This window comes from Thioclava sp. IC9 (assembly GCF_002213225.1).
GTDB classification, from domain to species: Bacteria; Pseudomonadota; Alphaproteobacteria; order Rhodobacterales; family Rhodobacteraceae; genus Thioclava; species Thioclava nitratireducens.
The window spans coordinates 99,288-116,544 of record NZ_NBNX01000002.1 but is presented as its reverse complement, the minus strand read 5'-3'; the positions used below and the strand labels follow the sequence as shown (position 1 = coordinate 116,544).

Sequence of the window (17,257 nt, the reverse complement as noted above, 5' to 3'; positions counted from 1 at the left end):
CAAATGACTCGAACTCTAGGCTCAGCGACATGCTCGACGGGCGCACACGGCGTATTCTCACCCTCTGGTTTCCCCGGCTGGCGAGCGACCGGGTTCTTCGGGCACGAGCCGTTGAGGGGCCCTTCGCGCTGGTCCTGCGCGAGGGCAATACCGACCGGCTGCACTGTCTGAACGCCGCGGCCGAGGGGCAGGGGCTGGCGCGCGGCATGGCGCTGTCCGAGGCCCGCGCCTTCTGCCCCACGCTGCAGACCGCGCCCGCCGATCCCGCCCGCGAGGCGCAATTCCTCGAGACGCTGCGCCGCTGGGCCACGCGCTATTGCCCTTGGGTGGGCTTGGACGGCGAGGACGGTCTGGTGCTCGACATCACCGGCTCGGATCACCTTTGGGGCGGTGAAGAGCCGATGATGGCCGAGATGATCGCCCGGCTGGAGCGCGCCCGGATCACCGCGCGGCTTGGCCTTGCCGACACCCGCGGCGCGGCTTGGGCGCTGGCGCATTTCGCGCCCGGTCGGGCCGCACCCGGCGCGCGGCTCTCGGCTCTGGGCAAGCTGCCGGTGGCCGCGCTGCGCCTGCCGCATGAGACGGTGACAGGGTTGCAGCGGCTGGGACTGCGCGAGATCGGCGATCTGACCCGCACGCCGCGAGCACCGCTCGTGCGCCGTTTTGGCGCGGGGGTGATGGCGCGGCTCGATCAGGCCTTGGGCGATCTGCCCGAACAGGTCTCGCCCGTGGCCGATCCGCCCCATTACGGGACCCGCCTGACCCTGCCCGAACCGATCGGCCAGCAGGCCGATGTGATGGCGGGGATCGAACGGCTGCTCGATCGGCTCTGCGCCAAACTCAAGGAAAACGAAGTTGGCGCACGGGTGCTCTGCCTTACCCTGCGCCGCGTCGATCAGGCCAGCCAGGAGGTCGAGCTGCGCTTGGCCACCCCGCTCAGCGACCCCAGCCGGATCGCGGCCCTCTTCGCGCGCGGCATCGAGGATATCGACGCGGGCTTCGGGATCGACCAGATGCGCCTCGCGGCCACGCAGGTCGAGGCGCTCCCCGCCCGCCAGATTGGCACCATCGCCACCGAGCGGCGCGACAGGCTGGGCGATCTGATCACCCGGATCGGGCTGCGCATCGGGCTGGAGAACGTCCAGCGCTACCTGCCCGCCGACAGCCATATCCCCGAGCGCAGCTTCCTGATTGCGCCTGCCGCCTTCACCGACCCCGAGGGCAACTGGCACCAGCCGCACCCTCGCCCGCTGCGGCTGTTCCCGCCGGAGCCCCTCATGTCCGACGCCCCCGATCCGCCGCGCCGCTTCCGCTGGCGCCGCCAGTCGCTCAGCGCGGAACGCATCGAGGGGCCGGAACGGCTGACCCCGGAATGGTGGTTCGACGATCCGAACTGGCGGCGCGGGATGCGCGACTATTGGCGCGTCGAGACCGGGCAGGGGCTGCGGCTCTGGATGTTCCACACGCCGCAGGATCCGGGCTGGTATGTCGAGGGGGTCTTCGCATGACCGCTCCCTTCGCCTTGGTCGAAATATCCCGGGGGGCGCCCGACGGGCGCGGGGGCAGCGCCCCCTCGGCGGTCGTGACCACCGCCAACACGCCCGCCATTCCGCTCGCCTATGCCGAGCTTTGCACCACCTCCAACTTCACCTTCCTCACCGGGGCCTCGCATCCCGAGGAACTGATGGTGCGCGCCGCCGAACTGGGGCTGGAGGCCATCGCGATCACCGACCGCAACTCGCTCGCGGGCGTGGTTCGGGCGTTTTCGGCGCTCAAGGAACTCAAGCGCGAGATCGGTGAGGCGCTGCGTATCCGCTCGGAACTGCAGCGCGACGAAAGCTCTCGCCAGCCCATCGGCTCGCCACAGGATCTGGCCCGGCCGACAACCGCAAAACTGCCGAAGCTGATCGTCGGCGCGCGGCTGGTGCTGAGCGATTGCCCGGTCGAATGGGTGGCGCTGCCTACCGACCGCGCGGCCTATCACCGGTTGAGCCAGCTTCTTACCCGCGGCAAGCGCCGGGCGGGGAAGGGGGAGTGTCACCTGACCCGCGCGGATCTGCTGGAGGGCTGCGCGGGGATGATCCTGATCGCCCTGCCGCCCGCCGATCTGGCCCGTGCCTACCGCCCGCTACAAGAGATGCGGCGGCGCTATCCGGGGCAGGTCTTCCTTGGCGCGCCGCCGCGTTATGACGGCTCGGATCAGCGCTGGTTCGACGCTTGCGCAGCGCTCGCGCTGAGGGCCTCGACGCCGATGGTGGCGACCGGCGACGTGCTGATGCATCGTGGGTCGCGCCGGCAGCTGGCCGATGTGCTGACCTGCCTGCGCGAGGGCTGCACCATCGACGCGCTTGGCACCCGCGCGCTGCCCAATGCCGAACGGCGTCTGAAGGGGGCCGAGGACATGGCGCGGCTTTATCGCCGCCACCCCGCAGCCCTGCGTCGCAGCTGCGAGATCGCGGCGCGCTGCGGCTTCGATCTCGACGAACTCAGCTACGAATATCCCGACGAGGTCGCTGAGAACGAGCCCGCGCAGGATCGGCTCGACCGGCTCGCCCGCGAGGGGCTGGCGCGGCGCTCTCCGGGGGGCATCTCGGAGCGGCACGCAGGCCTGCTGGAGAAGGAACTCCGCCTCGTCTCCGAACTGGGCTTCGCCGCCTATTTCCTCACCGTCCATGACATCGTGAGCTTCGCCCGCAGCCGGGGCATCCTGTGTCAGGGGCGCGGCTCGGCGGCCAATTCGATCATCTGCTGGGCGCTCGGGATCACCGATGTCAGCCCCGACCAGATCGGCATGGTCTTCGAGCGGTTCATCTCGAAATATCGCGGCGAGCCGCCCGATATCGACGTCGATTTCGAGCATGAGCGCCGCGAGGAAGTCATCCAGTGGATCTACGAACGCTACGGCCGCGACCGCGCGGGGCTTTGCGCGACCGTGATCCATTTCCGCACCCGCGCCGCGATCCGCGAAGTGGGCAAGGTGATGGGGCTGAGCGCCGATGTCACGGCAAGCCTCGCGGGCCAGATCTGGGGCATTTCCGGTAAGGGGCCGGACCACGCGCGGATGGGTGAGCTGGGCCTCGACCCCACCGATCGGCGGCTGTCACAGACGCTGAAACTGATCGGCGAGATCATCGGGTTTCCGCGCCATCTCAGCCAGCATGTCGGTGGCTTCGTCATCACGAAAGGCCGCCTCGACGCGCTTTGTCCGATCGAGAATGCCGCGATGGAGGGGCGTACCTTCATCGAATGGGACAAGGATGACATCGACACGCTGGGCATCCTGAAGGTCGATATTCTCAGCCTCGGGATGCTCACCTGTATCCGCAAGAGCTTCGAGCTGCTAGCGGGGCACGAGAAGCTCGATATGTCGCTCGCCACCGTCCCGCAGGAGGACGCGCCGACCTATGAGATGCTGTGCCGCGCAGATGCGGTGGGGGTGTTTCAGGTGGAGAGCCGGGCGCAGATGAACTTCCTGCCGAGGATGCGCCCGCAGACGTTCTATGACCTCGTGATTGAGGTCGCCATCGTCCGTCCCGGTCCCATTCAGGGCGGCATGGTCCACCCCTATATCAACCGCCGTCAGGGCCGCGAAAAGGTCGATTTTCCCTCGAAGGAGCTGGAAGGCGTCTTGGGCAAAACCCTCGGCGTGCCGCTGTTTCAGGAACAGGCGATGCAGATCGCGGTGGTCGCTGCGGGCTTCACGCCCGAAGAGGCCGACCGCCTGCGGCGCTCGCTCGCGACCTTCCGCAAGATGGGCACGATCGGCACCTTCCGCGACCGGTTCGTGGAGGGGATGCTGGCGCGCGGCTACACGCCCGATTTTGCCGATCGCTGCTTTTCCCAGATCGAGGGGTTCGGCGAATACGGCTTCCCCGAGAGCCACGCGGCGGCCTTCGCGCATCTCACCTATGTCTCCTCCTGGCTGAAGTGCCACCACCCCGCGATCTTCGCCTGCGCGCTGCTGAATTCGCAGCCGATGGGCTTTTATGCGCCTGCCCAGATCGTGCGCGATGCGCGCGAACACGGGATCGAGGTACGGCCCGTTTGCGTGAACCATTCGGGCTGGGACAGCTCGCTGGAACGCCGCGCGGACGGGGCCCTGGCGCTGCGCCTGGGCTTTCGTCAGATCAAGGGATTTCGCGAGGAGGATGCGGGCTGGATCGTCGCAGCCAGGGGCAATGGCTACCCCGATCCGGAGAGCCTGTGGCTGCGCGCGGGCACGCCTCCACATGTGCTCGAACGGCTCGCCGAGGCCGATGGATTTGCCGGAATCGGCCTCACGCGGCGCGATGCGCTCTGGGCCGTGAAGGCGATCCGGGCCCCCGCGCCGCTGCCGCTTTTCGCAGATCCGATGGACGGGGAAGGGGGCCTCGAACCGGCTGTGGAACTGCCCGCGATGCATCTGGGAGAGGAGGTCGTGGAGGATTACGTGGCCCTCAGATTGAGCCTCCGCGCCCATCCGATGGAGCTGCTGCGCCCCGCCATTCCCGGCCTCACGCCGCATTGCGAATTGATCGGCACGCCGCAAAAGCGGGTCACGGTTTGCGGCCTCGTGATCACCCGCCAGCGCCCCGGAACGGCTTCCGGCGTGATCTTCATCACGCTGGAAGACGAGACTGGCGTGAGCAATGTCGTGGTCTGGCCGAAGCTCTATGAACGGTTCCGCCGGGCGGTGATGGGCGGGCGTCTTCTGCGGGTCTCGGGGCGGCTCGAACGGGAGGGGGCCGTGGTCCATCTGATCGCCGAAAAGATCGAGGATCTCTCCCCGCGACTGGCCGATCTGGGGCACCCGCTCGACGACGTTCTGGGCCTCACCGCACCCCAAGCGGATGACGCCCCTAGGCCCCGTCCGCAGACCACCGCACGTCATCCGCGAGAGCAGGCGAAACGACTTTTCCCGAGCCGGGATTTCCACTGAAATCCGGTCTCTATCGGCCACCGCGCGACACATTTCCCGCTGCGGCGATTCGCCTCGCTTTGAACGCAATTGTTTCCGCTACGTCAGGAAAGTCTTGTGGATAAGTTTGATCGTTGACGCTTGGTAAAACTAATAAGTATTTGAAATAATTTTAAAATGATCGACTTGCGCGTCCTGTGGATACTATTTCCGTTGCAATATTTCTGCGTAGGTTCAGCCTAAAAGAGAACAAAATTTCGTCAGAAGGCGGAACCGCGTTCATATCGCAACTTTGGGAGGGAGCTTGCCGAAACCGGTGAGCTTCAGGCGCGTCTTGTCTTTGTTCGGCTTGACCAGTGTGACCAAATTCCTGCGTCGGACCCGCTCCGACGTGCAGGATGACGTCGGTCTGGCCAATGAAGGCGCGCTCCACGAAGCCGATAACACCCTTCACCGCGAAGAAAATTACCGCATCGAGGCCCTCGAGCCGCGGCTTTTGCTCTCGGCGGACCCGGTGTTCGGCGAATTGGCCCGCGTTGCGGCGACCGCACATCAAATCGACCCGATCGAAGGGCTTTCCGCCCTAGTTCAGACCGTCGATGACCTGCATCAGCAGGACGAATTGGCAGCCGATCACGATCCCGAGGAAGGCCCGCAAAGCGACGTGGCCTGGCCCGAGGATTGGGCGCATGAGCCGGAAGTGGCACCGCTCGAAGCGGTCGCCGAACCGGCACGCGAACAGGCTGCAGCGCTGCTGGAAACGGCAGCGGACCAGCTTCATTCCGGCGGTTTCCTGACTGCCGTTCAGGTGCAGCAGCTGCTGGAATCGGCGCTGTCGTGGCTGGAAGATATGCCCCATGCAGGGCAGGACCCGATTGGCAGTTCCGTGGCGGACCTGACGGGTCACGAGGCGACCGGCCCCCCGGCTGCGACCTCTAATACACTGGAAAATAACGAAAACACTGACAATCCGGACGCCGGGTCTGTCACTGCTGGCTCCGACGATACCAGCGAAAATCAAGGGGATAGCCCGGCTGACGAGGGCGCAGAGCCGCAATATCTGCTTCTCGACGCCACCGCGGACAGCACCGATACTGGCGCTGCGGATATCACCGAGGCTCAGGTCGCCCCGATCTTCCAGGAAGCCCTCGCTCAGTGGGCCAGCCGCACCGACGCGGCGATCCTGTCGCAACTCACCTTTACCATCACCGATCTCGAGGACGGCGCACTCGCCCGTATCACCGGCACGCTGATCGAGATCGACGCCGACGCTGCCGGGGCCGGTTGGTTCATCGACGCGACGCCCGCCGACAGCTCCGAATTCGATCTGCTCGCAGGCGACCGTCTGGTGGCGACGGACGGTGCGGCCTCCGAGGGCGTCGACCTCTACACGGTTCTGCTTCACGAGATCGGCCACGCACTCGGCCTAGACCATGATGCGGACGCTGCGGTGATGAGCGCAACGCTCGGCACCGGCGAGCGCATCGGTCTTCCCGACGCGGCCCCGAGCCTCGGCGCTCCCGTCGCCGGCGCGATCTCGGAAGCGGGTGGCGCGCTCGACGGCACCGCCGACAGCAACCTGACCTATACCGTGAACCTCGACGGCACCGTCACCGTCAACGGCACGACCTATGGCACGTCCGGCGCCCCGATCACCTCGGTCGCGGCAGGGGTCGGCCTCAGCGACACGATCGAGGGGCCGGATGCCGCGACGGTCTGGACGATCACCGGCATCAACGAAGGGTCGCTGAGCTGGAACGGCCTCACCATCACCTTCACTGGGGTCGAGCGTCTCGAGGGTGGCACCGATGCCGATGCCTTCGCGATCGACGGGCCGGGCTTCGTCACTGCAGGCTTCGCGGGCAATGCCGGGCTGATGGAAATCTCGGTCGGCGATTTCGTGAGCCTCGCGACCAGTGACGGCGTCGGCGCGCCGATTGGCTATACCACCAATACCGGGCTCGACGGTGTGCTCTACGAAGTGGGCACCGGCACGACGACCGCCGTCACCGGCGGTCTCGAGGTCACCACCATCGCGCTCACCAGCGGCTCGTTCTTCGCGGGCAGCGGTGCGAACGGCTACTTCACCCGCGGCCAGCCCAACAGCTCGGTCGGCTTCGCGGTCGACAACCTCAGCTTCTCGGTCAAGATGATCCGCGAGACCGCGACGGGCCGCCAGTGGGTGATCGCCAATGGCGCGGTCGATGCGCTGGGTCTGGTGAATGTCGACGGCGTGACCGCAACGCTCTCGAACGGCACGCTGGAACTGGTGACCTCGCAACTGACCGACCCCAACGATGCGCTGAGCGCCAAGCTCGTCGTCTCCGAGATCGACAGCGTAGCGACGGGCGCGACCGCGCCGCTCGCGAAAGTGTCGGGCAACGTGACGCTGGCCATCGGCGGCGAGGTTCTGATCGCGGGCGGCTTCAGCTTTACGAAGACCATCGTCAGCGGCCTGACCGGCGCGACCGACACGATCGGCGATCTGATGGTCTTCGGCTTCGACGCGGTCAAATTCTTCGCGGGCACCGGTGCGGTCTTCGACACGAGCGGCCCGGTCACCGTCGACACCACCAACGCCTTCGGTTTCTCGGTCACCGGCTTCACCGGCACGTTCGCGGTGCTGAGCGCGGGCGGCACCACCTATACCGGCATCGACTTCTCCTTTGCCAACGCGACCCCGGTTGGCATTACCGGGCTGACCGCCGAGGTGAGCAATGTCGCGGTGCAAGTGAACACCGCGTCGGGCGTCGCTACCCCGCTGAATTGGGATCAAGGCGCGCTGAGCGATGCCGGGCTGACGCTGAACGGTGCGCTCACCAAGGTCGAAGCCACCGCGACGCTGATTGTGAATGACGCGGTCTATGTCAGCGGCACCTTCGCCCTGGAAAGCTCCGCCAAGACCGGCGTGACCTTCGATGGTGCATCTGAGGATGGCGATTACTTCACCCTCTCGATCATCGGCGGGCGCCTCTTCGCGGGCGTCGGCGCCGAAGTCTCGGGCGGCAGCTACGACCTGACCAATGCCACCGGCTTCGAAATCCCGACGCTCAATCTCACCCTGGCCATGTTCACCGTGACCTCGTCTGGGGCGAACCTAGGCCAGAAGGTCACCGCGCTGGAACTCTCGACCGCGGCGACGCTGCACGGGATCAGCAACGTGACCGCGACCGTCGATGCGCTCGACGTGACCTATGCCAGCATGGCGTTCGACTGGACGCAGGTCGGCGGGCCGAGCTTCAGCTTCGACAGCACTTTCACGGGCTTCACCATCGATGTGCGCGCGGTCTTCACGATCAAGAGCACCGTTCTGCTTGCGGGCGATATCTCGATCACGGTGACGAAGCAGACCATCGCCGCGGCGGATAATCCGCTTGGCACCGATCTGACCGATGCGCAGGTGATGACCTTCGCGCTGGCGGATGGCTACATCTTCGTGGGCAGCGGCGGCAGCTTCACCACCGATGGGAATGGCAAGGTCAACGGGCTGGACCGCGATGGCGACAGCAAACTTGTCGGGACCGGCTTCGGCGCGGAAGGGGTGCTGTTCGAATTCGCCTCGGTGAAGAATGTCGATGGAACGACCGGCGCCGTGCTGAATGCTTGGAGTGCGATCAAACTCTATGTCGGCACGGTCGAAGTCGCGGGCATTCCGGGCTTCACCCTCGCGGTCAGCGATTTCGTGGTCGAGGTGAATTCGACCGATGCGATGGTCGCGGTGAACCTGACCGTGATGACCTGGAAGGGGCTCGATCTGGGCACGACGCTCGCGCTGACCGATGCCACGAACGGCTTCGACAATACCGAGCGCTTCTTCATCGGCGCGACCATCGACGAGCTGAACATCTCGGATACCGTGCTGCTGACCGGCGGCTTCTCGGTCGAGAAGACCGCGGGCACCTCGGTCGGCGGCGTCACCGGCGATCTGCTCTACATCACGCTTACCGATCTGGACCTCTTCGCGGGCTCGGGCGCAACCATCGGCGCAAGCGGGCTCGACACCACGAATGCCATCGGCTTCTCGGCGATGGGTGGCAATTTCTACATCGGCATCCTGACCACCACCGACCCGACCCCGGTCAGCTATACCGGCGTGTCGGCGAGCCTCGCGAGCCTCGGTCTGGTGAATGTCGAAGGCGTGACGCTGGACCTTGCGAGCCTGAAAGTGCTCTACAACTCGGTCAGCGATAACACCCTCTCCACTCTCGACTGGTCGAGCCTGTCCGGCCTCGAAGAGGTGACCGACACGGTAAGCCTCGCGGTCTCGGGCAAGCTGACGCTGGCGGTGAGCGATTTCGTCTATCTGCGCGCGACCTTCGGGCTGAAGGCGATCGACGTGACGGCGCAGGCGGGCAGCACCGAGACGCTCGATCTGCTCGATATCACCGCGGGCAAGCTGACCTTCGTGATGCTCAGCGATGTCGAGTTCTTCGCGGGCACGGGCGCGTCCACCACAACGGATGAGGCGACCGGCACGACCACGCTCGCCCTCGCGAGCGATGCTGCGGGTCTCTATGCGGCGGGTGGTAATCTTGCGCTTGGCCTGCTGACCGACACGACGACCGGCGTGAAATACACCGGGGTGATCGGCTCGTTGAGCGCGCTGGAGGCCAAGGGCATCGACGCGGTTCAGATCAAGCTGTCGGGCATGGCACTGGCCTCGAACTCGACGACGGCGCTGACCGGCCCGCGCCTCGACTGGTCGACCGTGAACGATACCGACGTGACCACGGCGCTTGGCGATCTGGGCCCGGGTGATCAGCTGGCCGTGTCCGGCACGCTGTCCGTCGAGATTTCCGAGACGGTCTTCGCGCTCGCCACCTTCAACTTCTCGGCCTCGACCGAGACGATCGACGACACCATCCAGGCGGCGATCACCGATGCGCAGGTCACGCGGCTGACCCTGACGAATGTGAATTTCTTCGCCGGTGTCGGCGGTGCCTTCGATGACGCGAATGCGCCCACCGCGATTGCCGATCAGGGCACCGGCTTCCTTGCCTCGGGCGGCACGCTCGAGCTTATCGTCGTGAAAGAGCAAGTCGGCACCGCTACGCCCAAGAGCTGGAGCGCGCTGTCGCTCTCGGTCGATTACGTCGGGATGCGCGGACTGCCCACAGAATTTGCGCTCGGGGTCACCGGGCTCTACTTCCGCATGAACACGGCCTCGGTCGGCGCGACCAAGCTGGATTGGTCGGCCATTGTCGACGCAACCGAGAACCCCGGGATCGCTCAGATCAATGCCGATACCGGCATCGCCTTCGGCGGCACGCTCGATCTGGCGCTCGACGGCTTCGTGCTGGTCTATGGCACGGTCAAAGGCTCGATCTCGACCGCCGATATCAACGACGGCGAGATCACCCTGACCGCCGCAGATATCACCAGCTTCAAGATCACCGGCGCGCAGATATTCGTCGGTGCGGGCGGCGCATTCGACCGTGATGCGACCACGAACGAGGTCACGGGTCTGCTCGATCAGGGCACCGGCATTTATGCTTCGATGACGGCGGGCGATGCCTTGGAATTCGCGCAGGTGACCCGCCTCGGCGTGCTGACCGATAATGCGGCGACCAACGACAACGACGCGACCACGCAATGGGATGATGAGACCGTCACCATCGGCTGGACCGCCTTGCGCGTCACCGTCGCGAGCCTTGGCCTGCGCGGCATCGACGCCTTCCAGATCGCGCTGGCCGATCTCGCGGTCGACGGGAATTTCGCGGCCATCGACGGCACCTTCCTGAACTGGGCGTCGCTGGGTGCAGTCACCGGGCTCGACATGCTGAGCCTCGCCGATGCCACCGACGGCCTGACCCGCGCCGATGGCTTCTCGGTTTCCGGCACCGTGACGGAGCTGAACGTGGCGGGCGTGATCGTGGCCTCGGGTACCTTCGGCATCAAGAGCTTCACGAGCGACATCACAGTGCCCTCGGGCATGACGACCGAGACCGTGCTGGGTGCGAATATCCTGATCTTCACCCTGTCCGATCTGAACCTCTTCGCAGGTGTCGGTGGGGCGCTTCTGTCCGACGGCACGATCGATCCCGATCAGGGCACCGGCTTCGTGGCCGAGAACGCCTCGCTGCAACTGGTGCTGGTGAAGGAAGATCCGGCAGGCGTGACCCTCCCGGCAGTGCCGCGCAGCTGGACCGCAGTTGCGCTCGACGTAGCCACGGTGCGTCTGCAGGGGCTGCCGAACACGGTCACCGTGCAGGGCCTCGACCTCTATTTCGGCTTCAACGGCGCGGATGCGGTGAATGGCGAGCGGATCGACTGGGCCGCGACCGGCGTGACCGAGATCGGCGACCTCGCCTCGGGCGATCTGTTCGACGTCACCGAGATGGGCGCAAGCTTCAACATCGCCTTCGGTGGCTATGTCGAGTTCACCGTGGACGGCTTCGTCACCGTCGCTGGCACGATGGCGGGGCAGATCCTGACCGAGACGCTCGACGACCAGAACGGGCTGATCGTCGAGGGCGCATCGGTGATGACCTTCTCGCTGACCGGCGGTTATTTCTTCGCGGGGCAAGGCGGTGTCTTCACCCGCACCGATGGCAAGATTACGGCTGTCAGCACCACCGAAGGCACCGGGATTTACGCGAATAACGTGGGCATCGAGTTCGCCTCTGTGACCCAGACCGCCGACAACCCGCTGACGACAGGTGTGGTCGAGACCCGCACGGTCAAAAGTTGGTCGGCAATCCTCGTGACCTCGCAAAGCGTCGGCGTGACCGGCCTTACGGGCTTCACGCTGCGGATATCGGACGTCGCGGTTGAAGCCAACTTCGGCTACACCGACCCGCTGAACGCGGCCAACAACTCGGTGATGAACTGGAAGGGCCTCGATCTGGGCCTGACGATCACCGACAGCACGGATGGCTATGACGCGACCGCGATCCTGTCGGTGACCGGCACCGTGTCGGAGCTGAACGTCGCGGGCATCGTGATCGCGACGGGCACCTTCTCGATCAAGAGCCTGCTCGCCGATGTGGCGGTCGCCACCGCAATCGACGCCGATGGCACGCTGAGCGGGGCGAAGGTTCTGATCTTCACCCTGAGCGATCTGAATTTCTTCGCCGGTGTGGACGGTGCGCTCAAGAATGATGGCACGATCGATCCCGATCAGGGTATGGGCTTCGTGGCGCAGGGCGGCTCGATCGAGCTGGTGATGGTGTCAGAAGACCCGGCCACCGTGACCTCGCCCGCCGTGGCCCGCAGCTGGATGGCCCTGTCGCTGCGCGTCGATCAACTGGGTCTGCAGGGCCTGCCGCTGACCGCGACGGTGAAGGATCTCTACTTCGCGATGAACGGCGCCGATGCGGACGGAAACAAGCTCGACTGGGGCGCGACCGACGTCGATCAGATCAACGCGCTGGCCGACATCACCAATCTCGATGCGGGCTTCGGCATCGAATTCGGCGCCTATGTCGAAGTGCAGATCGAGGGCGCGATCCTGCTGGCAGGTGGCCTGTCGGGTGTGATCCGCGATCTCACCGTCGACGATCCGCAGGGCGGCACGATCAGCGCCAAGGCCTTCTCCTTCTCGATCGACGGCGCCTATGTCTTCGTGGGCGCGGACGGCGAGTTCACCTATGACGAATTCGACCGGGTCGACGCGGTCGCCGATGCGGGCACGGGCTTCGCGGCCGAAGGGCTCGCCTTCGACCTGATCTCGGTGACCGAGGTGGTCGATCTGGTCGCAAACCCGAGCGCCGTCGCGCGCAGCTGGACCGCGATGTCCGCCCATGCCGACACGATCTCGCCGCGCGGCCTGCCGCAGGGGCTGGACCTGACGGTGACCTCGCTCGACTTCACGGTGAACGGGCGTGACGCCACCAATAGCGACCAACTCGACTGGGCACCGATCATTCAGGATCTGGGCGTCGACGCGGTTGCGCCCGAAGACGGCACGGATCTGGTGATCTCGGGCGGTCTGGATCTGGATATCTTCGGCTTCGTCACCGGCTCGGCCACCTTCGACATCGTGATGCGCAACCAGATCGAGGCAGAGCTGGATAGCACCAATGCGGGTCTCGAAAACGCGAGCCTCATGCTGATCGGCCTGCATGTGCAGGAGCTCTTCGTCGGCCAGCCCGGCGGTGTAGGCCTGTCGGTGGCTTCCGCCGATATCGCGCTCGCGCTGATCAAGGCGACCCCGCCTGCGAACAGCACGCTGCCCGTGACCGCCACGCCTTCGGCGACCGCGGTGCTGGGCAATATCCAGGGCGGCACGCTCGCCGGTCTGCCCGAGGGAATGGAACTGACGGTCAACGCCTTCTCGCTCGACTATTACGCAACGAAGCCTGCCGGGAACGGTATCACCACCTTCTTCGACTGGAACTCGATCGATCTGGACGGCACGCCCGCGCAGGGGGATCCCGCGAACGATCCGCCCGCCGCTGTCACGTTCACCTATGGCCCGAATGACGAGGTGGCCACGTTCGACGCCAGCGCCGACCGCACGCAGGTCGTGGGCTACCTGACGCTCAACGCCTTCGGTTTCGTCGATGTGGGCGCGAAGTTCACTCTGTCGCAGGATATCGTCGATGTGGACGTGAACCACGATGGCACCTTCGATATCGCGACCGACATGAACGATGCGGTGCTGACCCGGATCAGCCTGAGCATTAATCCTGCGGACGAGGCTGCAAATGGCGGCGACGCTCCGGCGGATTACGAGGCCAAGTTCTTCATCGGCATTCCCGATGGTCCCGGCATCACCATCGCGAGCGCCGATATCCTGCTCGCCTCGATCAAGGCGGCCAATCCGCTCACCGACACCCGCGCCTTCACCGCGCTCAAGGCCGATATCGCCTCGGCCTCGCTGACGGGGGTCGATCTGGTGGACATCACGCTCGACACGCTGTCGCTCGAGATGAACAAGGCGAATGATGCGACCGGCGTGATCGGCGTGCTCGACTGGGGCCAGTCGATCAATCTCGACTCGACCGAATGGACCGATGGCGACACCGGCATCACCGGTCAGGACCTGCTCGCCGCGACGAATGGCAATGACGTCGATCCGGCCACCACTGACACGGTCCTCGATATGAGCCAGTCGGGCTTCTCGCTCTTCGCGGGTGCGACGATCGTGATCGAGGACTTCGTCCATATCGAAGGCCAGATCACGCTGACCAAGACCGACAAGGTCGCAGCCCGCATGGTCGGTTCGACCACCTCCTTCGAGGCTTCGGTGCTGTCGATCGGTATCTCGGATGCCGTGGTCTTCGCCGGGATCGGCACGCCGACGATCACCAATGGCGAAGTCGATGCCACCTCCGATGCGACGGGCGTCGCGCTCTCGCTGCAGCGCATGGGCCTGCATATCGTCAAGGAAATGCCGCTCGATCCGGCGAACCCGACAGCCACTCCGCTCAAGAGCTGGATGGTCGTGAAGGCGACGGGCGGGGCCTCGTTGATCGGCGTCGACAATGTCACGGTCGATGGCTCGCTCACGCTGATCATGAACCGCGGCGGCAACGAAACGACGCCCTACAATACGCTCGACTTCACCTATGGCGGGGTGGGCGGCACCTGGGACATCACGGTCGGCGCCGAGACGATCACCTTCGACGAACTGACCGTGGCGACGCTGGAAGTGTCGGGCTCCCTGACCATCGGCTTCGACTCCTATGTCTTCATCCAGGGCGAGTTCGCCTTCACCCAGTCGAGCGAGATTTATTCCGCCCTCGTCGCGGGCACGAGCACGAGCCGCAATCTCAAGGCGGTGACGGTCGGCGCACAGCATGTGAACATTTTCGTCGGCACCGGCTACGACCTGACCAAGGCCTTCGGCGATCAGGGCGATGCGGTCGGCCTGAAGATCACCGATGCTTATCTCGCGCTCGCCATGTTCAAGACGGTCGACGCAAATGGCGTGGCGCTGGCCGCGACCGATCCGGCGGCGGCTTCGTACATGGCGCTGAAGGCGGGCGGCACGGTCGAGTTAGTGGGCATCGACGGCGTGACGCTCTCAGGCTACGGGCTCGAGGTCGAGCTGAACCAGGGCAAACTTCTGAGCACGCAGGCCAAGGAAGCGCTGAACCTCGCAAGCTTCAATGGCGGCGGTTTCGACGTGAAGGTGAGCGACACCGATACCGTGACGCTCGATGCCAATGGCGCGATCCTTGCAGCGTCCGGCTTCGTCGTGCTGGGCTTCGAGGATTACGTCTTCCTTGCGGGGCAGGTGGCCTTCCAGAAGGGCGCGACCCTGACCGTGGGCGCGGTATCGGACCAGAAGTTTGCCGCCACCGAAATCTCTGGCAATGGCATCAGCGCCTTTGTCGGCACCGGCGGGCCGTATTTCGAGGTCGATACCTCGGGCGCCACCCCGGTCGTGCAGCCGATGGCCGATACTTCGGGGGCACAGGGTCTGGTCCTGACCAACTTCTCCTTCCGCCTCGCCATGCTGAGCCAGGTCGATGCCAATGGCGTCGCGGTGGTGGGCGGCGAGAAATACACCGCGCTCTACGCTTCGATCGCAGAGGTGGCGCTTGCCGGTATTCCGGGCGTCGCGATCAGTGCGAGCGGCGTCGAGCTCAAGCTCAACCAAGGCAAGTCGGGCACCGCAGGAGCGGGCGCCCAGACGATCCTCACGGGCTTCGACTTTACGGAGGTGACGGGCCTCGACCCCGGTGCCACGGCCTTTGCAGATATGACCCCGCTGCAGGCGTTCTACGACCTCAGCTACAAGGGCACTTTCCTCTCGGTCTCGGCTTATGGAGATCCGGTGGGAACGGGGATCGAGCTTCTTGTGAACCTCTCGGGCGATACGCCCACCAGCGCAGACGATGCCGACTTTGCCTTCTCCGGCGATCTGTCCTTCGAAAAGACCACGAGCGCGACGGGCGCGGTCTACTCGAAAATCTCGCTGACCGACATCACCCTGACATTCGGCGATTATGAATTCACCGGCAACGCGCTGCTCTATCTGATGCCGCAGGGCATGGCTGGCAGCTTCTCGGTCACGCTTCCCGATATCGCGTTCAACGACGGCACCAATGCCTATCAGATCGGCAATGGCACGACGGCGACGCTCGAGATCAACACCTCCATTCAGGCGGTCTATGTCGACTTCGGGAACAACAATGTGCTCGACCTGCCGCGCGGCCAGTTCCTGCGGGTCGAAGTCGAGAACGCCGCCTTCTCTGTCGACTTCAACGCGACTGATAACGACGATGACGGCACGATCGACGTGGGCAACGCCCCCGAGATCAGCCTGAGCGGCACGCTGATGTTCTCGCAGCTGACGACCGGGGTTGCTCCGACCCAGACCAAGCGCATGACCATCGCCTTCACCGGGGTCTCGGGCGGCTATACGGACTCGAATGGCGACGGCTTCACCATCGACGACGCGAAGGGCGTTATCCTGATCTATTCGGGTTCGGCCACGCCGTCGCTGAACGGCATTGCCGCGCAGATCGAGGCGAGCGCGCAAGGCTCGGCGGCAGGCTTCTCTGCTTCGGCCAGCGCGATCATCCGCATCAACACCACCTCGCGCACCGACATCTACGAAGAAGTCGACGTGGGCGATGCGACCTACATTCTCGACTTCCGAGGTCAGGCCAATGTGAACCAGATCGCGCTGGCCGAGGTGAAGCTGAGCTACGAGCCTTACTTCACCATCGAAGGCAGCCTGAGCGACATTCTCCCGGCCGAACTGCCTGCGGGCGCGACCAGCGGCAAGATTGGGCGTAACATCTCGATCTTCCTCGGCGATGCGGGCGACCCGAACGACCCCAATGACGATATCGGCCTGCTGATCTCGAACACCACGATCGCGATCTTCGAATTCGGCACCTCCGCCAATCGCAAATTCGCGGTCTATGCGAAGGGCGAGGTTCAGGCGCTGGGCATTCCGGGGCTCAATATCTCGGGCACGGTCGAAGTGTGGCTCAACACGTCGGGTACCGCCTTCTCGACCACAGTGACCGGCTTCCCGCTGCTCGAAGGCGGCACCTCGGCCACTCCGGCCGCGATCACCTTTGTCGCCCCGCAGATGGAGCGCGTGAAGGGCTCGGTCGAGATCAGCTTCGGCGTGGCCGAGACCGGCGATCTGCTGGTGATCAGTTCCAACGACGTTCTGTTCAACAAGACGCCCGATGGCCGGATCTCGGTCGATGCGCCCGAGACCTCGATCACCGTGACGCCGCCTGGAGCCGACAGCTTCGGCATCGAAGGCGCGGCCCAGTTCAGCTTCGGCGGCGCGACCGGCTTCCAGCTGACCGATATGCGGGTGACGGGCTACACGCTCTTTGGCGAGACCGTCTCGGTGACGCCGACGACGAACCTGCGCCCGCTGACCGCCGATATTGCCTCGCCGCTCAATGGCCAGATCATCAATCTCGACGGCTTCACCTATAT

At 65.1% G+C, this 17,257-nt stretch carries 3 protein-coding genes (1 of these 3 running past the window's edge); all 3 read left to right on the top strand.

The window, feature by feature from the left end:
* Nucleotides 1–29 precede the first annotated feature (29 nt).
* Nucleotides 30–1,508: a DNA polymerase Y family protein gene (locus B6V76_RS06020; RefSeq protein WP_088726950.1), complete on the top strand. Its 1,479-nt coding sequence runs from the start codon at nucleotides 30–32 to the stop codon at nucleotides 1,506–1,508.
* On the top strand, nucleotides 1,505–4,918 hold the full coding sequence (locus tag B6V76_RS06015; RefSeq protein WP_088726949.1) for an error-prone DNA polymerase: 3,414 nt from the start codon (nucleotides 1,505–1,507) through the stop codon (nucleotides 4,916–4,918). The genes B6V76_RS06020 and B6V76_RS06015 overlap by 4 nt, the downstream gene beginning before the upstream one ends.
* 337 nt (nucleotides 4,919–5,255) lie before the next feature.
* Nucleotides 5,256–17,257 carry the start of a matrixin family metalloprotease gene (locus B6V76_RS06010; protein ID WP_141104887.1) on the top strand. It continues 26,251 nt past the right edge of the window, so only the first 12,002 of its 38,253 coding nucleotides appear in the window; the start codon lies at nucleotides 5,256–5,258; its stop codon lies off the right edge, out of view.

What these genes read in the sequence shown, in the direction of transcription:
- B6V76_RS06020 (WP_088726950.1), top strand. Translation starts at nt 30, where the DNA reads ATGCTCGACGGGCGCACACGGCGTATTCTCACCCTCTGGTTTCCCCGG.
- B6V76_RS06015 (WP_088726949.1), top strand. Translation starts at nt 1,505, where the DNA reads ATGACCGCTCCCTTCGCCTTGGTCGAAATATCCCGGGGGGCGCCCGAC.